Consider the following 18,795-nt stretch of genomic DNA (forward strand, 5'->3'; position numbering starts at 1 on the left):
GGTCTGAATCTACTGATAGCGGTCGGCGACGGCCTTGATCAGGGCCTCCATCACCTCGAAGGTGGGGGCGTTGATCACATCGACGAAATGGCTCGGCACCGGCAGCTGGTTGGCCTGGACAAAGGCCTCGAAACTGGCCGGATTGCGGGTGCGAAAACCATACTGCACGGCAATCTCTTGCAACTGTTCATCGGTCAGCATCGCCTCGGCCAGGGCCTTTGCCCCCTCGCTCAGGGGGATGAACTGGCGCTCGGTGAACAGGGTGGGCTGGGGATACAGGAGCACCATCTCCGCTCGCAGTCGAGAGGGCTCGGCCGCCGCCTCGGCCAGGAACTGGCTTTCATAGACCATCACCAGGGGCGCCTTGCCTATGCCCATCACCAGATAGTCCTCGAAAGGGCCAGAGGAAGAGTGTTCGGTATAGCCCTGGCCAAGAAACAGGCTGGCCACTCGGGGTGCCAATTGCTCGGCCTGCTGGCTGCTTTGCAGCAGATCGCCATTCCACACCTGTGAGGCCAGGGCGGCATACATGGCAGCGGAGTTGGAATGGCGCAGGTCGGTGGAGTTGATCAGCAGGGGCTTGTTGGCCGGGTAGGCCTGGCTGTCACGCAGTTCGTTCCAGCGGGTCTTGTTTTCTATAGCATCCAACAGCCTGTCCATGCGGTGTACCCAATAGACCCCGTCACGCCGCTCAGCAAAGCCGTTGCTTACCAGTATCTCGGCGATGGGTTTCCAGGAGGCCAGGGCCATGACTGAATAGAAGGGCTGGCTGGGCGATGGGCTGTTGTGCAGGCTACGGATTTTCTCGGCGGCGGGCACCCCGGAGGGCATGACGAAGTCGATGCCGGTCAGATCCAGGCTGGCGATCTCCCGTGAGCCGGCCTTGCGCGCCTCAACGCTGAAGCCCAGCTGGGCCAGGCGCTCCTGGGTGCGCGGGTCTCGAAAATAGTCGATATTCTCCGAGCCGGTGTAGCCCACCAGGGCCTGTTGCTGACGCAGTTGCTGCTGTTCGCTAAAGGAGAAGCCGATGGCCAGGGCCACCCCCAGCAACAACAGCCCCGCCATGACCGGTGCCAACACACGTCTTTGCATCAAGAGCCCCAGAGAGAAAACCCGGTTGAGAACGGATTGAGGACCAGCGCCAAGGAATCAAGCCAGCAACCCGCCTTGGGTACAAGCCAAGGAACGACAGGCTACCGGTGATTTATTACAATTCTGCGACATCGATCCAGGTTCGACTTTGTTCGGTTTTTCGAAGTTGCCCCGGCAAGCCCCCTTCGACAGGCTCAGGACGGCGCTTGGGCCTGCCGGGAGAGCCAAACCCGACAGGGATTCCGCGCGGCGAATGTTTTGTAATCCCGTTCTTTAGTAAACTGCACGCCCGGTTCAATTGCCTTCAAACAGGATATGCCCGTGAGCGATAACCCTTTTGTCATCCATGTCAGTGAGAGTGATTTCCAGCAGACCGTGTTGGAGGCCTCCTTTCAACGTCCCGTGGTGGTGGATTTCTGGGCCGATTGGTGCCAGCCCTGCCGCAGCCTGATGCCGGTGCTTGCCAGTCTGGCCGAGCAATACCGTGGCAAATTCATTCTGGCCAAGCTGAATACCGAAGAAAACCCCAACATCGCCAGCGCCCTGGGCATCCGCAGCCTGCCCACGGTGCGCCTGTTCATCAAGGGCCAGGCGGTGGACGAGTTCATGGGTGCCCTGCCCGAGCCGCAGGTGCGCGCCTTTCTCGACAAGCACATCCCCAACGAGGTGGACCTGCTCATCGCCCAAGCGGAGCAACTGGCCCTGCAAGGCGATGGCGAACAGGCCGCCGGCCTGCTTGGCCGGGCCGCCGAGCTGGACCCGGTCAACCCCAGGGTAAAGATCGGCCAGGCACGCATCCTTGCCGCCATGGGGCAGATCGATCAGGCCAGGGAAATCCTTGCCGGGCTGGACGACAATGCCCGCTCCGAGCCCGCTGCGGCCGCCCTGATTGCCCAGATCGACATGCGCCAGCAATTGCAGGACAGTCCCGCCCCGTTGGAGCTGCACAAGCGCCTGGCGGCCGATGCCAGCGATAGCGAGGCGCGCTATCTGCTGGCCATGCACGCCCTGCAGCAGGAGGATTATGAACAGGCGCTGGAGTTGCTGCTGGAGCTTATGCGGCGGGATCGCGCCTACCGGGATGATGCCGCGCGCAAGGGCATGTTGCAGGTGTTTGACCTGCTTGGCGGCAGTGGCGAGCTGGTAAGCCGATACCGCAACCGCATGTTTACCCTATTGCACTGAGCGGGCAGCGGATTCAGGCCGGGCCATCCGGCCGAATCTCGAATACCTCGGCCTGGTCTGGGGTAAGCATGCGCCAGCGCACGTCCTGACCCATCAGGCGGGTGGCGTGCTCGCGGCCCGATTCGCCCTGGCGATAGGCCGGCCTGGGGTCCAGGCTGAGGATCTCGCCAATCAGCCGCTGTAGTTGAGCGCCCGCCTCAAGCCGGGCCAGTTGCGCCAGCGCCTCCGGGCTGAAGCCGATGCGCAGCGCCTTGGCCGGGGCCTGTGCGGCTATGCCGTTGCGCGCATCGTCTACCGCATCCACATAGGGCACATAGGGCTTGATATCCAGCACCGGGGTACCGTCGAGCAAATCCAGCCCGGAGATCAGCAGGCTTGCCCGCTGGCCGCTGTAGTCCAACCGATCCAGCCGCACCACCGACAGCCCGATGGGGTTGGGGCGAAAGTTGGAGCGGCTGGCGAATACCCCCAGACGCCGATTGCCGCCCAGACGCGGCGGCCGCACCCGTGGCTGCCAGCCGGCCGCTGCGGTGGCGTGGAAGACGAACTGAACCCACAGGTGGCTGACCTGCTCCAGTCCCTCGACGCAGGCGGGGTTGTCGTAGGGTGGCAGCAGGCGCAACCGCCCCTGGGCCGTGGGGGCCAGGCCGGGCTGGCGGGGGATGCCGAAGCGCTCCCTGAAGGGGCTCTCAATGATGCCTATGGGCGCGAAGCTGAAGCTGTGCATCTGATCTGAACAAGCGCAGTGCTTAAGCAAGAAGGCCCGGCATGTCCGACCAGGCCAGGGTCGGGCTAAAACTCGCCCTTGGCACCCCGGTTCATGATCTCCAGCATATTGTCCTTGACCTGCTCGGCCACCTTCTTTAGATCGGGTGCCAGGGGTTCGCCGCCGTAGATCATCAGGTCCATGTTCAGGGCAATCAGCCACAGCTTGCCGGTCTTGTCCTCCACCAGGGTGATGCGACAGGGCATGTAGGCGGCAAAGGCGTCGCTGTAGTCGATCATCTGCGCGGCGACCAGGGAATTGCAGAACATGTAGATCTTCACCAGGCGGTAGGGCTTGCCGCTCTTGGCCTCTATGTCCTTGGAGGTGGGCAATTCACCGACAAAGGACATGTTCAGTTCATTGGCCACCATCTTCATGGTCTGATCCACATCGTCGGCCGACAGGCCCTCTTCTACCGGCACCGACCATATCGTAGCGGCGGCGGGATTGCGTGTCTTGATGATGCTCTCCATCATCTCCAGATAGACCTCTCCGGCCTTGGGGTCAAAATGCGAGAGCGTCCCCTGCACCTTGAAGAAGACAACGGCCAGCAGAATGATGGCGAGCAGGCCGATCAGGGCGAACAGGTTTCTAATCATGGATTCCTCCGGTTGGTTCAGCTTGTTATTTATACTGTGAAAAGGGTGAGACGCTCGTTTACTCCCGCGCCAGGCCCCCAGGTCGGTGGCTCGCCCTGCCTGGCCCCGGCCTACTCCTGCCGCTCAGACGGGCTGGGCCTGGGTTGCACCTGAAGTTGTGCCTGGGGTTGTGCTGGAACCGGGGACTGAGCGGGACCTTCAGTCTGTAGCTGGGGCTCGGTTTGGGGCTCTGGCTGGACCGAGGCCGGGGCCGCTGCCTCTTCGCCAAGGCCCAGGATCGGCCCGCGATAGACATAGCCCAGCGCCAGATAGGCCAGCAGCAGGAGCAGGATCGAGTGGCGCAGGAAAAAGAAAATCAACTGCCTCATGATGGGGAAACCACCTGTGGGTAAAGGGTTGCACAAAGGGAGAGCAGCTCTCGCGCGCCCTTGCCACGCCGCTCCAGTTCAAACACCGCCAGGCCCTCGCTGAAGGAGCGCCGATAGACCGTGCGTTGGGCCAGCCGCGCCTTGAGAAAGCGCACCCCAGGCAGGCTGATCAGGGCAGCGGCGGCCTCGTCGGTCTCGCGCACCGAGCGATGGGTGTCGCCGCGATTGATAAAGCAGACGATCTCCGGGGCCTGGCCGCTGACGCTGTCATTCACCAGCTTGAGAAAGCGCTGGGCCGACCAGACATCGGCCTGGCTGGGCGGCACCGGCATGACCACCCGGTCGGCCAGGGACAGGGCCTTGCCCATGGCCTGCATGTCCGCCGTGCCCACATCGATCAGCACCTCATCGGCAAGGCTTGCCAGGTCTTCAACCAGGGCCTCCGCGCCGCTGACCTTGAGCCTGGGCTTGAAGCCCTCCTCGCTGCGCACCTCCACCACATCACTCAGGGTGGCCTGGGGGTCGGCGTCGATCAGGGCGACGCTGAGATCGGCCAACTCCAGCCAGACCCCCAGATTGAAGGCCAGGGTACTTTTACCCGAGCCACCTTTGAGACTGCCAACCACGGTTATCATGCGCTACCTCTTTGCCTGCCCTGCCCCATGCCAGTCGGCCCTCGGCTACCTGAAGTTAAAGGGAAAATTGCCGTTACCAAAGGGTACCCGAAAGCCATTGAAGCTCGGCCCGCGATTGTTGTTGTAGCCCGAGTCGTAGGGCATGGGCGGATAGGCCGGCGGCAGAGGAGGCTGCGGCGGATAGGCGTAGGTCGGCGCGCCCCTGGACTGGGTTCGATTGTTGCCCTCAGGGGAGCCTGCGCGGGCCGTCTCCTCTTTCTCGTCCTCCAGGGGACGGAAGGGGTAGGACTGGTGCTGATGGCGGTTCATGCCGTCGATATAGCGCCCCTCCAGATAGAGCGGCTTGGGCCTTGGTGGCGGCTCGGGCCGGGTCGGGGGTTCCGGCCGGTTGAGCCGTTGGCGATTGAAATCTGGCCGTGGCGGCGGCTCCGGCATGGCCGGGCGCTCGGGCAGGGAGAAGCCCCCCTGGGCGGATTGCTCATAGGCCTGGCCCTGGCCCATAGCCTGGCCCATGCCATAGCCCTGCATGGCCGGGTCATGGCTTGGGTCGATGGCAGTAGGCAGAGGTGGTGGCTGCAGGGCCGCCGCCTCCTTGGGCTTGTAGCGCAGGGCGTTTGGATCGCCATCGGTTGGCGCTGCTGCCTGTTCGGCACCCGCCGCTTCGGCCTGACGCGGGGCGAAACGATAGCCCATGTGGTCGTCCGCCGGTTGTGCCCCGGTCTGCCGCGCGGGAAGCGGGCTGAGACGCCAGCCCGGCGGCACCTGGGATGCGGCCGAATCCTGCCCCGGCATGGGCCGGAAACTGTAGCCGTCCTGGGCCAGCACCGTACCCACGGGCAGTACCAGCGCGCTACTCAGCAGCCAGCTGGGTATCTTGATTGCCTTCATGATCAACCTCCTCCCCTATTCGGAATCATCGATGTTTTTTAGACGTATGCCTCTGCGGGCACTTTTCTTGGCCGCCGGTTTGGCGGGGGCCGAGCTGTCGGGCCTGTTTGTAGTGTCTTCGTCGGTCTTTTTCTGCAAGGTCTTGGCGCGGATCTTCTTGCGCGCCGCCGAGCGCTTGCGCGGGGCCTTGGGGGCCGACTTGGGCGCGGCTGAGGCCGCACCCTCGACCTCGCTCGGCTCAGTGGCCTTGGGTGCTGGCTCCGGTGCTGGCTCCGGTGCTGGCTTGGGCTTGGGCGCTGGCTTAGATTGGGGCTCTGGCTCCGGCACGGCCTCGGGTTCGGGATCAGGCCGGGGCTGGGGTTCTGCCGCAGGCGCTGGTGCTGGGGCTGCTGCCGGTTCTGGCTCCGTGGCCGACAGGGGCGCGATGACTGCGCCCCTTGCCTCCGCCTCAAGCACTGGCTCGGAAGGGGGTTCGGCAGGGGACGCGGCCTCTGCCGCCCAGCTCTGTGCCGCCTGCTCCGAGGCGGAGGCCGCCGCCGACGCGGCGACCGGGGCCTGCGCCGCTTCGCCCTTGCCAGCTGTCTCGGGCGCTGGGCTGCCCGGCCCCTGTGGGCTGGGCGGTTTGGGCTGGCCAGAGCCCTTGAACAGCTGCGCCAGCAACAGCAACAGGCCACGCAGGGCAAAGAAGATCAGCGTCAGCAGGCCCACCAGCTTGCCCCATAGGCTGAACAGCAGGGACGGCTTGGCAGCGGCTTGCGTACCCGAGGCCGGGTTGTGGCTCGGCGGGGTCGATCCCGCTGCGGGCACCCGTTCGCTGCAATCCACCCCGGCCACCGAGCAGAGGGATTCGCTGGCGGCGATGCAGCCCAGCGGGATCACGACCAGGGTGAGTATGGTGGAGACCATGACCCCCGAGGCCAGGGAGATGGCCATGCCCTGGAAGATGGGGTCGGTGAAGATCACGCTGGAGCCGCAGACCAGGGCGAAGGCGGTGATCATGATGGGCCGGGTACGGGTCTTGCAGGCCTTGATCACCGCCTCCTTGACGTGGGTGCCGTGCTGGATCTCATGTACCGAGAAGTCCACCAGCAGGATGGAGTTGCGCACTATGATGCCGGCCAGGGCGATCCAGCCGATCATGGAGGTGGCGGTGAACTCGGCGTCCATCACCCAGTGCATGGGGATTATGCCCAGCAGGGTGAGGGGGATGGGGGCCATGATCAGGGCCGGGATGCGGAAATTGCCAAACTCCCAGACCACCAGGATGTAGATCAGCACCAAGGCCACCATGAAGGCGGCCCCCATGTCGCGGAAGGTCTCGTAGGTCACCGTCCACTCGCCGGTCCATTCAAAGGCGGAGACATTGTTGTCCGGCGGCGGTCCCAGCCAATGGCCCTGGGGGTTGACGCCGTCCGGGGCGGTGTAGTCCTTGAGCAGTTCGCCGATCTGCAACATGCCGTACACCGGCGCGGCCAGCACGCCGCCAACGTCGCCAACGACGAACTCCACCGGTCGCAGGTCCTTGTGGTAGATGACATCGTCCTCCTGCATCTCTTCAAACCGGCCCAGTTCGCGCAGGGGCATGGTCATGCCCTGGCCGGACTGGATCGGCAGATCGCCCAGACGGGTGATCTCGGAGCGCTCCGCCAGGGGCACCTGGATGAGGATCTCGATGGGCTCATGCCCGGCGCGCTGCTTGACATCACCCAGGGGCATGCCGCCCAGGGCCATGGACAGATTGCGGTTGATGGACTCCACCGAGATGCCGCGCCGCACCGCCTTTTCCTTGTCCACCTCGAAGCGCCAATAGCTGAGCGGCTGCTGGATGAAGTTGTCCACATCGCGCAGGCTCTCGGCCTGTTCAAACATGCGCGTCATGTCCTGGGCGAAGCGCCGCCGCACCTCCGCCGAGGGACCATGGATCTCGGCCACCACGGATTGCAGCACCGGCGGCCCCGGTGGCATCTCCACCACGGCAAATCGGCCCAGTTCGGGGGAGAGTATCTCCTTCACCATGGCCCGCGCCGCAACGGCGATCTCGTGACTGCTGCGCTTGCGTTCGGTCTTGTCCAAAAGCTGTACCTGCACCTCGCCCTGCCAGGGCTTGTCGCGCAGATAATAGTGACGCACCATGCCGTTGAAGTCGAAGGGGCGGGCGGTGCCCACATAGGTCTGCACCGCCGTCACCTCGGGCAGGGTGCGCATGGCCTCGGCGATGTGCTGGGCGATATTGGCGGTGATCGGCAGGGCCGTGCCCTCGTGCATGTCCACCACGACGGCGAACTCGGGCTTGTTGTCCAGCGGCAACATCTTCACCGTCACCCACTTGGTGTAGAAGAAGGAACAGGCAAACAGGAAGCTGCCCCACATGATCAGACGGAACAGGCGTCGCTTGGACTTGCTCTCGATCAGGGGTACCAGCAGCCTGCGGTACAGGCCCTCCAGCCACTCCGCCTCCTTGTGCTCGCGCTGCTCGGCCACCTGCAGGTACTTCATGGTGGGCCGCAGCATGGGCGAGATGGCAAGCCAGGGGGTAAACACGAAGGCGGCGAACAGGGAGATGAGCATGGCCACCGAGCCCAGCGCCGGGATCGGCATCATGTACGGCCCCATCATGCCGCTGACAAAGCCCATGGGCATGAGCGCAGCGATGACGGTGAAGGTAGCCAGTATGGTGGGGTTGCCCACCTCGCGCACGGCGTCCACCGCCGTATCCTCGTCGGTATCGCCCTCCTCCAGCCAGCGCCGGTAGATGTTCTCCACCACCACGATGGCGTCATCCACCAGGATGCCGATGGAGAAGATCAGGGCGAACAGGCTGACCCGGTCGATGGTGAAGCCCATGATCCAGGCGGCGAATACCGTCATCAGCAGCACCACCGGGATCACCAGCACCACCACTATGGCCGGTTTGAAGGCGCGGAAGGCAGCCAGCACCAGGAAGAAGACGAAGCTGGTGGCCACGAACAGCTTGAAGATCAGTTCATTGACCTTGTCGTTGGCGGTCTGGCCGTAGTTGCGGGTGACGCTGACCTCGACGTTGGAGGGGATCAGGCTGCCCTTGAGTTCCTCGGCCCGCTCGATCAGGCTATTGGCCACGGTGACGCCGTTGCTGCCCACCTTCTTGGCGATGGCGATGGTCACCGCCGGCATGCCGTTGGCTGTAATATTCAGCTCCGAGGCCGGGCCGGTATAGTACTGCACCATCTGCGAGGTATCTTCCGGCCCCTGCACCACCCGCGCCACGTCGCGCACATAGATGGGGATGTTGTTGTGGTTGCCCACCACCAGGCGGTTGATGTCTTCGATGGTCTCCAGGAAGGAGCCGGTGGTGACGCTGATGTAGCTGCCACGGGTCTCCACGCCACCGGCCACCACCTCGCTGTTGGCACCCTGAATGGCACCGGCCACCTGATCCAGGCTGATGCCGTAGCCGGAGAGCTTGTCCGGTGATACCTCAATGCGCACCTGTTCGCTGCGGCCACCGACGACAAAGCTGTTGCCTGTGTCCGGTATCTCCTTGAGGTTCTGCATCACGTTGTGCGCCAACATGCGCAGCTGGCCGTCATCCACGTCGGGCCGTCCATCCTGGTTGATGTCCTTCGACCAGAGGGTCAGGTTGACCACGGGCACGTCGTCTATGCCCTTGGCCTTGACCATGGGCGGGGATACCCCAGGTGGCATCAGATCGCGGTTGGAGTCGAGCTTGTCATTCACCTTGACCAGCGAGGGGCCCATGTCCTCGCCCACCTCAAACTGTATGGTTACCGCCCCCTGCCCGCGCATGGAGGCGGAATAGACGTGCTTGACCCCAGGGATCTCGCTCATCAGGCGCTCCAGTGGCTGGATCGCCAGGGTGGAGACCTGCGCCGCCGAGGCACCCTGGTAGTGAACGAAGATGTCCACCATGGGCACGGAGATCTGCGGGTCCTCCTGCCGGGGGGTCATGATCAGGCCCAGTATGCCCATCAGCATCATGGAGATGAACAGCAGTGGTGCCAGGGGCGAACTGATGAAGAAGCGGGCGGTCTTGCCCGCCAGACCGAGGTCTTCTTGCTCTGTCCCTGGCGCTGATTGTTTTGATTCTTCTGGCTTCATTGGCTAATCCGGCAGCGGCGATGTGTCATGGCCCAAGGCGGGGCAGCGGTTGATCCTGGTGCCACAACCCTGGGCCATTGTTTCCTGTCCAGGGCTGAGGCGGCTTGCTCCATGGGTCTTTAGTTCTTGTTACCCGAGGAGGCCCAGCCCGAGGTGATGGCGGAGTTGGGATTGAGCAGTATGCGCTCACCGGATTGCAGGCCGGAGAGCACGCTGATGTAGCCACTGCCCAGGTCCTCGCCGACCCGGATCAGGCGCAGTTGCGGCTCGCCCCGTTCGTTGATCACATAGGCACCGGGCAGGCTGCCGTTATAGCGTACCGAGGATTTGGGGATGACCGGCGAGGCGCGGGAGGGGGCCTTGAAGTCAGGCACCCGTACCTTGACGTACATGCCGGGGGTAGAGAAGCCCTGGGGCAGGTCGAACTTGACCTTGACCGTGTGCCGCTGGACATCGGCCATGGGGAAGATCTGCGCCACCCGGGCGGGGATGATGCGGCCATCGGCATCCAGCTCGGCATCAAGCATCATGCCGCGCTTGAGCCCCCGGCTCAGCTGCGAGGGCACGTCCACCTCGATCTGCAGGTAGGTGACATCGGCAAACTCCAGCAGGGGCTGGCCGGGCTGGACCGTGTCCCCCACCTCGACGTATTTCTTCATGATCACGCCGCTGAAGGGGGCCTGGCTGCGGGCATCGCGCAGCTTGGCGTCGATCGCCTCGATCTCCGCCGAGGCGCGCATCAGGGCGTTGCGCGCCTGTTCGATCTGGGAGCTGGAGGCAAACAGGTCGGCGGTGCGTTCGGCATCCCGGTCACGCTCGCCCATGAAGTCCTCCATCTTGCCGGTGAACATCTGGTCGAACAGATTGGGCAGGCCCATGCCGCCGGGACCCTGGTTGGATTTGGGCGACCAGAGTTCGCGGCTGTACTGCACCCCGGCGTTGCGCAACTGGGTTTGAGCGCTGGAGTACTGCGCCGCTGCGGCGCTGCGCTTGGCCAGCAGTTCGGTGTCGTCGATCGCCACCAGCAGCTCGTCCTTGTCGAACCGGCCACCCTCGATACCGGCCAGAAACTTGACCCGGCCCGGGATCTGCGCCGCCAGGGTAACCTGCTTGTAGGGGATCACCGTGCCCCCCAGGGCCACGGTCGGCGCGCCGCTGGCCTGCTGCACGGTGTAGATGTCGCTGGCGGAGATCAAGCGGGTCTCGGAGGCCACCGGTTGCGCCGTGAGTGGTCCGGTCAGGCTCAAGATGGCAATGCCAGATGCGAACAGACTTATCAGAATTGTTTTCTTCATAGCTCGGCGACCTGCTGAGTTAACAATCAAAATCTGGCCCTGATCCAGGACCACTATATCCGCCATCCCTGGCGGCCGGGGCAGGCAAGCGCCTGGCGGATGATCCATGGCCCCGAGTTCGGCACCACCCCGCTCAGGCCAAGCCTGACCTGGGGTGGTTTTGGGATTGTTGGCCGGAGTGCGCCCAAGGCCCTGGAAACAGGGCCCTGGAATCAGACCCGGCCCATGACCGAGAAGCTCTTGATGAAGGGACCGGCCATGCGTGGATCCTTGATCATGGCGGTGTAATCACCCACGACAAATTTCATCTTGCCGGTGGCAAAGGCGGTGCCCAGGCCCATCATGCCGGGCGGTTTGGCAATCATCTTCTGCCACTGTTCGGGCTTGCAGCGGATATCCCAGTTCAGGGTCTGTTCCTTGTAGGCACCGGCCTCCACCGCCTTGCCGTTTTCCACCGTGAGTACGCCACGGGGTTGGCCTTCACCCTCAAAGCCGTAGGCAATCACGCTGTTGAAGCCGATCTGTGCCAGGGCACCGGACAGATCACCCTCGGCGTTCCACTGCTCCATGAAGCCCTTCATCCACTCATCGGAAAACATTTCAGCCATAGCATCCTCCACATATTGGTTTGCGTGAAACCCTCTCCCTGCCCCCCGTCGAACACAGGAACCAAGCAAAGCCAGGGCGTTTAATTGTCATATTCTCAATAGGTTACAATAATAAACTCAAGTAAATATGCTTACTAACCGGTTAAAAAGTATCTGATAGTAAAGGGGCAGGTTCAACTTTTTATTAACAATAAATTACCAATCCCTGACCCATCAAGGGGTTTGATCCAGTTCCGCACCTTCTTTCTGAACTGGCATCAGGTCCTCCTTGCTCACCCCCATGAGCAGCGCCGAGGTGCTGGCCACATAGATGGAGGAATAGGTGCCCACCAGTACGCCGATGATCAGCGCCAGAGAGAAGCCGCTGATCACCTCACCGCCCAGGCTGTAGAGGGCGATCAGCACCAGCAGTGTGGTGAGCGAGGTCATCAGGGTGCGCGACAGGGTCTGGCTGAGGGAGCGGTCGATGATCTCCGCCGGGGTACCCTTGCGCATCTTGCGGAAGTTCTCCCGGATACGGTCGAACACCACGATGGTGTCGTTGAGGGAGTAGCCGATCACCGCCAGCAGGGCGGCCAGCACCGACAGGTCGAACTCGATCTGCAACAGGGCGAAGACCCCCAGGGTGATGATGACATCGTGCATCAGGGCCAGCACCGAGCCCACCGCAAAGCGATACTCAAAGCGCAGGGCGACATAGACCAGAATCGCGGCCAGGGCATAGAGCACCGCCAGGCCACCGTCCTCGGTCAGCTCCTCGCCCACCTGGGGACCGACGAACTCGACCCGGCGCAATTCCACCTGGGCGCCGCTGGCGGAAAGGCTGCGAAACAGGCTATCGCTGAGCTTGGCGCTGGACTCCTCGGCCGATGGGGCGAGCCGGATCAACACCTCGTGGGCCGAGCCGAAGTGCTGTATCAGGGCATCGCCAAAACCGCCCTGGGCCAGGTCGGCGCGAACCCGCTCCAGCTCCACCGGCTGCGCGTAGCCCACCTCCACCAGCACCCCGCCGGTGAAATCTATGCCCAGATTGAGCCCGCGCCCCGCCAGCCCGGCCAGGGCGAGCAGGATCAGGCCCAGGGACAGGAACATGGTCGGCTTGCGCAGGTGCATGAAGCGCAGATTGAGTTTGCTGCTGATCAGTTCCATGGGATGGGGTCTCGGGTCAGATGGCCAGACGGGTAACACGCTTGCCGCCGTAGATCAGGTTGACCACGGCGCGGGTGCCCAGGATGGCGGTGAACATGGAGGTGAGTATGCCGATGAACAGGGTCACGGCAAAGCCCTTGATCGGCCCGGTGCCGAAGCCAAACAGCACAATGGCGGCGATCAGGGTGGTGACATTGGCATCGACAATGGTGGACAGGGCCTTGTCGTAACCGGCATGGATGCTGGCCTGGGGCGTGCTGGCGTTGTTGATCTCCTCACGAATACGCTCGAAGATCAGCACATTGGCATCCACCGCCATGCCCACAGTGAGCACTATGCCGGCAATGCCGGGCAGGGTCAGGGTGGCCTGCAGCAGGGACAAAACGGCCACAATCAGCACCAGATTGACCATCAGGGCCAGGTTGGCCACCAGACCGAACAGCTTGTAATAGACCGCCATGAAAACCATCACCGCGAGCAGGCCAACCATGACCGACATAAAGCCCTGATCGATATTGTCCTGTCCCAGGCTGGGGCCTATGGTGCGTTCCTCGACGATCTCGATGGGCGCGGCCAGGGCGCCGGCGCGCAGCAGCAGGGCCAGATCACGGGCCTCTTCCGGGCTGTCCAGGCCAGTGGTCTGGAAGCGGCGGCCGAAGGGCTCCAGGATATTGGCGACGCTGATCACCTCCTCGATCTTCTGCTTGTGCTTGACCGGCTCGCCATCGACGATGCGGGTGATGGAGCGGTTTTCGATGAACACCACGGCCATCGGCTGGCCCACGTTCTCGTTGGTGACCTGGCGCATGCGCCGGGCACCCTGCCCGTCCAGGCTGACGCTGACCATGGGCTGACCGGTGCGCGAATCAAAGCCGGAGGCGGCATCGGTGATCTGATTGCCGGTAACGATTACCCGCTTCTTCAGCAGCACCGGCTGGCCGTCGCGGGTCTTATACAGCCGCGAGCTGGCCGGCACCTTGCCAGCCACGGCGTCCTCCACGCTGTTATCGGTATCCGCCAGGCGGTATTCCAGGGTAGCGGTGGCACCGAGCAGCTCCTTCAGCTTGGAGGGGTCCTGGGCGCCGGGCAACTGCACCACGATGCGCCGCTCGCCCTGCTGCTGGATCACAGGCTCCGCCACCCCCAGGGAGTTGACCCGGTTGCGCAGGGTGGTGATGTTCTGCTCCAGGGCAAACTTTTTCACGCTCTGTTGCTCGGCCTGGCTCATGCGCAGCTGCACCAGGAACTGGTCTTCCACCTCGCTGGTATCCATCTCCAGGCTGCGAAACGCATTGGCCAGCAGGTCGGCGGCCTGATCCCGCACCCCCTCATCGCTGAAACTGACCTCCATGACCCCATCCTGCAGGCGTACCCGACGATAGCGCAGGCGCTCCTCGCGCAGCTGAGCGCGAATGTCATCCACATAACGTTCCTGGGCCTGGAGCAGGGCCGCGTCCATATCCACATCGATCAGCACATGGATGCCGCCGCGCAGGTCCAGGCCCAGGTACATGGGTTGCAAGCCCATGCCCACCATCCAGCCGGGCAGGTTGGGCGACAGGGTCAAGGCCAGGGTCAGGCTATCGCCAATGCGCCCCTGCAGGGCCTCCTGGGCCTTGAGCTGGCTGGCGGAATCGGCAAAGCGCAGCAACAGGCGTTCGCCGATCCGATCCGCCGCCTTGGCCTGGACCCCGGCCTGTTTGAGCAGGCCTTGGACCCGCTCGCGCAGGGCCTGATCGACCTTGCCATCACGCTGGGCGGCAATCTCGATGGAGGGGTTCTGCTCGAATACATTGGGCAGGGCCAGCAGCAGGCCGACCAGAAGCACCAGCAGCACCAGCAGGTTTTTCCACAGGGGATATCGATTCATGGTTTCTCCGAACAGCGAAGGGGCCCGCTCAGGCGGATCAGATTTCCTTCAGGGTACCCTTGGGCATCACCGCCAGCACGGAGCCACGACGGAAGGTCATCACCGTATTCTCCGCCACCTCGACCTTGACGTAGTCCTCGTTCAGTTCGGTGATGCGGCCCATGATGCCGCCCTCGGTCTGCACCTCGTCACCCTTGCCCAGGGCATCGATCAGCTTCTTGTGCTCCTTCTGACGCTTGATCTGCGGACGGATGAAGAAGAAATAGAAGATGGCGAACAGACCAATGGGAAAGATCAGGCTTTCGATCATGCCAGGGCTGCCCACAGCGGCCACCGGGGCCTCAGCCAGGGCGTCAGAGATAAAGAAACTCATGGGGAAAGGACTCCAATCAAAGGGAATTTCGGTCGCGCATTATGCCACAGAACTCAAGCCCGCTCCCAGCCGGGAAAATCACCAAGCGAGCCTTGACCCAAACAGGACGCAAAGACCCTAGCCCGGATGAAGCACGGCGGCATCCGGGGTTGGCGCTGTCGATCAGGCCGCCGTCCTGAGCCGATAGAACTCCGCCACGTACTCCATCAGCTGCCCCCGCTCTATGGCCTGACGCAGGCCCGCCATCAGCCGCTGATAATAATAAAGGTTGTGCAGGCTGTTGAGGCGGGCGCCGAGGATCTCCTTGCACTTGTCCAGGTGATGCAGATAGGCGCGGCTGTAGTTACAGCAGGTGTAGCAGTCGCACAGGGGGTCCAGCGGCCCTTCGTCATCCTTGTAGCGGGCGTTGCGGATCTTCACCACGCCCTGGTGTACGAACAGATGGCCGTTGCGGCCATTGCGGGTGGGGATGACGCAGTCGAACATGTCCACCCCGCGCAGCACCGCCTCGACTATATCCTCCGGCTTACCCACGCCCATTAGATAGCGCGGCGCCTGCTGCGGCATCAGCGGTGCCAGTTGGTCCAGCACCCGCTGGCGTTCCTCGGCCGGCTCGCCCACCGACAGGCCGCCAATGGCGTAGCCGTCAAAACCGATCTCCTGCAGGCCCTGCACGGAGCGGGCGCGCAGGTCGGCATGCATACCGCCCTGGACTATGCCGAACAGGGCGTTGGGGTTGTCAGCATGGGCCTGCTTGGAGCGCGCCGCCCAGCGCAGGGACAGCTCCATGGACTGTCGGGCCTGCTCATGGTCTGCGGGATAGGGTGTGCATTCATCGAAGATCATCACCACATCCGAGCCCAGGGCGCGCTGTACCGCCATGGACTGCTCCGGGCCGAGAAACACCTTGGAGCCGTCGATAGGCGAGGCAAAGGTCACCCCCTGTTCGCTGATCTTGCGCAGCGCCCCCAGGCTGAACACCTGAAATCCCCCTGAGTCTGTGAGGATTGGCCCGTCCCAGTGCATGAAGCCGTGCAGGTCGCCCAGGCGGGCGATCAGCGCCGCCCCCGGCCTGAGCATCAGATGAAAGGTGTTGCCCAGGATCATCTGCGCGCCCAGACCGCGCAGCTCTTCCGGGGTCATGGCCTTGACCGTGCCGTAGGTGCCCACCGGCATGAAGGCGGGGGTTTCGACCAGGCCACGGGCAAGGCGCAAACGCCCCCGTCGGGCCAGGCCCTGCTGTGCTATCAGGCTAAAGTGCATAAAAAGTGAAAATTCCGGTTGACCTATCTATGAGTATTTCAGACAATAGTAATGTACTGATTCGCCTCAGCGTGGATCAGCACTCCTCCATCCTCCTTTGGTGGTTTGGCGCGGTATTCCCATACCGCGCCTTTTTTTTTTGCCTTATTTCCGGCCAGCCGCGAACCACTGTCTTCCTGACGGACATGGCGCGGACAGCGACACCGACACCTACCCCACTGCATAGGGCGGGCCGCGCCCGCCGCCAAGCCAGCCAGACCCGGTTTTGGCACCGCCGTTCGCGCCGAAAAGGGCGACCGGTGGCCAGGGGCCGCCCTATGGAAGGGCCTGGTCTCGCTCCAGGAACATGGCATCACCATAACTGAAGAAGCGGTATTCCTGCTCCACGGCGTGGGCATAAGCGGCCATCACCCGCTGGTGGCCGGCAAAGGCGCTGACCAGCATGAGCAGGGTGGATTCGGGCAAATGGAAGTTGGTGATCAGGGCATCCACCACGCGAAAGCCGTAGCCTGGGGTAATGAATAGCCGGGTCTCGCCCCTATAGGGCCGCAGGCTGCCCCCTGCCGCCGCCGTCTCCAGGCTGCGCACGCAGGTGGTGCCCACGGCAACCACCCGGCCGCCCCGGCAACGGGTTGCCTCCACCTGGGCGCAGACCTCGGCCGACACCTCAAGCCGCTCCTCATGCATCTGGTGGCTGGCAATATCATCCACCCGCACCGGCTGAAAGGTGCCGGCCCCCACATGCAGGGTCACCTCGGCCAGCTCCACCCCCCGCTGCTGTAGCCGCGCCAGCAGTGCCTGGTCAAAATGCAGCCCCGCCGTGGGTGCCGCCACCGCCCCCTGATGCCGAGCGAACACGGTCTGGTAACGCGCTTCATCCAGTTCCGTGTCCTCGCGCTGGATGTAGGGCGGCAAGGGGATATGCCCCTGCTCCTCCATCAGCCGCTGCCAGGGGCAATCTTCTGCACGCAGCAGGAAAAACTCCGCCTCCCGGCCCTCCACTCGCAGGGAATAAGCGCCAATTTTCAGTCGAACCCCCGTCCTTGTCGGTTTACTGGCGCGCACCTGGGCCAGGGCCAGGCCCTCATCCAGCAGCCGCTCCAGCAGTATCTCCACCCGCCCGCCACTCTCCTTCTGCCCATAGAGGCGGGCGCGCATCACCCGGGTATTGTTCAGCACCAGCAGATCACCAGGCCGCAGCAACTGCTCCAGGTCACTGAAATTTCGATCAAACAAACCCTCGGCGGCAAGATGCAGCAGGCGGCTCTGGCCGCGCTGGGGGCTGGGGTTGTGGGCAATGAGCCGCTCCGGCAGGGGATAGTGAAAATCAGAACGCCGCATGCTTTATCTCAACCTGGGGGTAACTACTCGCCCACTCTCATCTCTAAGGACAGAGCATCTAATTCCCCCTTTGCAAAGGGGGTAGGGAGGATTTCTTCAGCCAGAATCCCCCTCAATCCCACCTGAATGGACCAACCTAAGGGGTTTGAGGCGAATCGGAAAAACCTGGCCGCAGCGGCTCAAGAATTCCGCACCATGCCGCTAACCACTGAACAGCCCAGTCAATTTCACCGGCTGGATAGCGCTGCCTGACGGTGGCAAGAAAACTGGCACGCTTATCGCTTAACAGTGGCAGGTCAATCCAACTGTGAGAACAAACATGGACATGCAACTGAACACCAATAACGCCCAGGTCGCCAGATTCCCCAAGGGGTTGCCGCCGCGCCGCAGCCAACCTGTACCCAAGCACGAGACCCTGGCCCTGCTCAGGCTGGGCAACCTGTTGCACACCAATCTCTCCAGCCCCTGGGTGATTGAGCAATTCTACCGGGAAAGCCACAAGCCGGTAGGCTATACCGGGCTGATCTACCAATATCCGGGGGAAAACACCGGTTTTTCCCACGGTGTTCTGGGAGGTCACAACTGCTCTTACGACCTGGTGCTCAATGGTGATTACCTGGGCAGCCTGGACCTGTACAAGGCACAGGGCTTCAGCGATAACGACCTGGTGCAGGTGGAACACTACCTGCACGTCCTGCTCCATCCCCTGCGCAATGCCCTGCTGTTCCAGAAGGCCCAGGATCGGGCCTTTCGCGATCACCTCACCGGGGCGCGCAACCGGGCCGCCTTCGACTCGGACCTGATCGTCGAGATCGAACTGGCCCACCGCCACAACCACCCGTTGTCGGTGATCGTCATGGACATAGATCACTTCAAGAAGATCAACGACAGCCAGGGCCACAACTTCGGCGATGAGGTGCTCAAATACATCAGTCAGGCGGCCCAGGAGGTGATCCGCGGCGGCGACCAACTCTACCGCTACGGCGGCGAGGAGTTCGTCGTCATCGCCCCGCACAGCGCCCTGGACGGCACCCGCCTGCTGGCCGAGCGACTACGCCTGCGTATCTACGAACAGAACTATGGCGGGATCCAGGGCCTGACCCTGTCATCCAGCTTTGGCGTGGCCCAGTTGCGCGACAACGAAAGCGCCAGTGAACTCTTTGTCCGCGCCGACCAGGCACTCTACGCCGCCAAGCACAATGGCCGCAATCAGGTGGTGGCCTGAAACAGGGGCTTGGAACACTAAATGGAGCGCTGGCCGAGCG

16 protein-coding genes are annotated in these 18,795 nt (G+C 63.1%); 2 read left to right on the plus strand and 14 right to left on the minus strand.

Features of this window, described 5'->3' with window-relative positions; all coding sequences use genetic code 11:
- Nucleotides 1–9: 9 nt before the first annotated feature.
- A complete protein-coding gene (locus tag D5125_02415) occupies nucleotides 10–1,092 on the minus strand; it encodes a hypothetical protein (protein QFY88425.2) in 1,083 nt (360 codons plus the stop codon).
- Nucleotides 1,093–1,413: 321 nt separating this feature from the next.
- On the opposite strand from D5125_02415, the gene D5125_02420 reads away from it, so the two are divergent.
- A complete protein-coding gene (locus tag D5125_02420) occupies nucleotides 1,414–2,277 on the plus strand; it encodes a co-chaperone YbbN (protein QFY88426.1) in 864 nt (287 codons plus the stop codon).
- Between the two features lie 13 nt (nucleotides 2,278–2,290).
- Here D5125_02420 and tsaA read toward each other — a convergent pair whose 3' ends face one another.
- The 13 genes from tsaA to queA form a co-directional block, all read right to left on the minus strand.
- Nucleotides 2,291–3,004, minus strand: coding sequence for a tRNA (N6-threonylcarbamoyladenosine(37)-N6)-methyltransferase TrmO (gene tsaA / locus D5125_02425; protein ID QFY88427.1), 714 nt, complete (start codon nucleotides 3,002–3,004; stop codon nucleotides 2,291–2,293).
- 65 nt (nucleotides 3,005–3,069) lie between these two features.
- Complete coding sequence (locus D5125_02430; protein QFY88428.1) at nucleotides 3,070–3,642, minus strand: DUF302 domain-containing protein; 573 nt, start codon at nucleotides 3,640–3,642, stop codon at nucleotides 3,070–3,072.
- A gap of 110 nt (nucleotides 3,643–3,752) precedes the next feature.
- Nucleotides 3,753–4,010 (minus strand): hypothetical protein, encoded by a 258-nt coding sequence (locus tag D5125_02435; protein ID QFY88429.1) that lies wholly within the window; start codon nucleotides 4,008–4,010, stop codon nucleotides 3,753–3,755.
- Nucleotides 4,007–4,645, minus strand: a complete 639-nt coding sequence (locus D5125_02440) for an AAA family ATPase (GenBank protein ID QFY88430.1) — start codon at nucleotides 4,643–4,645, stop codon at nucleotides 4,007–4,009. The genes D5125_02435 and D5125_02440 overlap by 4 nt, the downstream gene beginning before the upstream one ends.
- 45 nt (nucleotides 4,646–4,690) lie before the next feature.
- Nucleotides 4,691–5,533, minus strand: a complete 843-nt coding sequence (locus D5125_02445) for a hypothetical protein (protein ID QFY88431.1) — start codon at nucleotides 5,531–5,533, stop codon at nucleotides 4,691–4,693.
- Nucleotides 5,534–5,548: 15 nt separating this feature from the next.
- Nucleotides 5,549–9,631, minus strand: coding sequence for an efflux RND transporter permease subunit (locus tag D5125_02450; protein ID QFY88432.1), 4,083 nt, complete (start codon nucleotides 9,629–9,631; stop codon nucleotides 5,549–5,551).
- A gap of 119 nt (nucleotides 9,632–9,750) precedes the next feature.
- Nucleotides 9,751–10,926: an efflux RND transporter periplasmic adaptor subunit gene (locus D5125_02455; GenBank protein ID QFY88433.1), complete on the minus strand. Its 1,176-nt coding sequence runs from the start codon at nucleotides 10,924–10,926 to the stop codon at nucleotides 9,751–9,753.
- A gap of 212 nt (nucleotides 10,927–11,138) precedes the next feature.
- Nucleotides 11,139–11,534, minus strand: coding sequence for an SCP-2 sterol transfer family protein (locus tag D5125_02460; GenBank protein QFY88434.1), 396 nt, complete (start codon nucleotides 11,532–11,534; stop codon nucleotides 11,139–11,141).
- A gap of 213 nt (nucleotides 11,535–11,747) precedes the next feature.
- Nucleotides 11,748–12,683 carry a protein translocase subunit SecF gene (gene secF / locus D5125_02465; protein ID QFY88435.1) on the minus strand — a complete coding sequence of 312 codons (936 nt, stop codon included), beginning with the start codon at nucleotides 12,681–12,683 and terminating at the stop codon, nucleotides 11,748–11,750.
- Nucleotides 12,684–12,699: 16 nt separating this feature from the next.
- Complete coding sequence (gene secD / locus D5125_02470) at nucleotides 12,700–14,553, minus strand: protein translocase subunit SecD (protein ID QFY88436.1); 1,854 nt, start codon at nucleotides 14,551–14,553, stop codon at nucleotides 12,700–12,702.
- Nucleotides 14,554–14,590: 37 nt separating this feature from the next.
- Nucleotides 14,591–14,926: a preprotein translocase subunit YajC gene (gene yajC / locus D5125_02475; protein QFY88437.1), complete on the minus strand. Its 336-nt coding sequence runs from the start codon at nucleotides 14,924–14,926 to the stop codon at nucleotides 14,591–14,593.
- A 162-nt stretch (nucleotides 14,927–15,088) separates the two neighbouring features.
- A complete protein-coding gene (gene tgt, locus D5125_02480) occupies nucleotides 15,089–16,189 on the minus strand; it encodes a tRNA guanosine(34) transglycosylase Tgt (protein ID QFY88438.1) in 1,101 nt (366 codons plus the stop codon).
- A gap of 315 nt (nucleotides 16,190–16,504) precedes the next feature.
- Nucleotides 16,505–17,530: a tRNA preQ1(34) S-adenosylmethionine ribosyltransferase-isomerase QueA gene (gene queA, locus D5125_02485; protein QFY88439.1), complete on the minus strand. Its 1,026-nt coding sequence runs from the start codon at nucleotides 17,528–17,530 to the stop codon at nucleotides 16,505–16,507.
- Between the two features lie 319 nt (nucleotides 17,531–17,849).
- On the opposite strand from queA, the gene D5125_02490 reads away from it, so the two are divergent.
- Nucleotides 17,850–18,755, plus strand: coding sequence for a GGDEF domain-containing protein (locus D5125_02490; protein ID QFY88440.1), 906 nt, complete (start codon nucleotides 17,850–17,852; stop codon nucleotides 18,753–18,755).
- Nucleotides 18,756–18,795 lie beyond the last annotated feature (40 nt).

Origin of the sequence: gamma proteobacterium SS-5, from assembly GCA_009497875.2 — a bacterium.
Classification (GTDB): domain Bacteria; phylum Pseudomonadota; class Gammaproteobacteria; order Chromatiales; family Chromatiaceae; genus Magnetovirga; species Magnetovirga frankeli.

Excerpts from the sequence above, each read along its gene's own strand:
- D5125_02415 (QFY88425.2), bottom strand. The coding sequence starts at position 1,092 with ATGCAAAGACGTGTGTTGGCACCGGTCATGGCGGGGCTGTTGTTGCTG.
- tsaA (QFY88427.1), bottom strand. The coding sequence starts at position 3,004 with ATGCACAGCTTCAGCTTCGCGCCCATAGGCATCATTGAGAGCCCCTTC.
- D5125_02430 (QFY88428.1), bottom strand. The coding sequence starts at position 3,642 with ATGATTAGAAACCTGTTCGCCCTGATCGGCCTGCTCGCCATCATTCTG.
- D5125_02435 (QFY88429.1), bottom strand. The coding sequence starts at position 4,010 with ATGAGGCAGTTGATTTTCTTTTTCCTGCGCCACTCGATCCTGCTCCTG.
- D5125_02440 (QFY88430.1), bottom strand. The coding sequence starts at position 4,645 with ATGATAACCGTGGTTGGCAGTCTCAAAGGTGGCTCGGGTAAAAGTACC.
- D5125_02445 (QFY88431.1), bottom strand. The coding sequence starts at position 5,533 with ATGAAGGCAATCAAGATACCCAGCTGGCTGCTGAGTAGCGCGCTGGTA.
- D5125_02450 (QFY88432.1), bottom strand. The coding sequence starts at position 9,631 with ATGAAGCCAGAAGAATCAAAACAATCAGCGCCAGGGACAGAGCAAGAA.
- D5125_02455 (QFY88433.1), bottom strand. The coding sequence starts at position 10,926 with ATGAAGAAAACAATTCTGATAAGTCTGTTCGCATCTGGCATTGCCATC.
- D5125_02460 (QFY88434.1), bottom strand. The coding sequence starts at position 11,534 with ATGGCTGAAATGTTTTCCGATGAGTGGATGAAGGGCTTCATGGAGCAG.
- secF (QFY88435.1), bottom strand. The coding sequence starts at position 12,683 with ATGGAACTGATCAGCAGCAAACTCAATCTGCGCTTCATGCACCTGCGC.
- secD (QFY88436.1), bottom strand. The coding sequence starts at position 14,553 with ATGAATCGATATCCCCTGTGGAAAAACCTGCTGGTGCTGCTGGTGCTT.
- yajC (QFY88437.1), bottom strand. The coding sequence starts at position 14,926 with ATGAGTTTCTTTATCTCTGACGCCCTGGCTGAGGCCCCGGTGGCCGCT.
- tgt (QFY88438.1), bottom strand. The coding sequence starts at position 16,189 with ATGCACTTTAGCCTGATAGCACAGCAGGGCCTGGCCCGACGGGGGCGT.
- queA (QFY88439.1), bottom strand. The coding sequence starts at position 17,530 with ATGCGGCGTTCTGATTTTCACTATCCCCTGCCGGAGCGGCTCATTGCC.
- D5125_02490 (QFY88440.1), top strand. The coding sequence starts at position 17,850 with ATGGACATGCAACTGAACACCAATAACGCCCAGGTCGCCAGATTCCCC.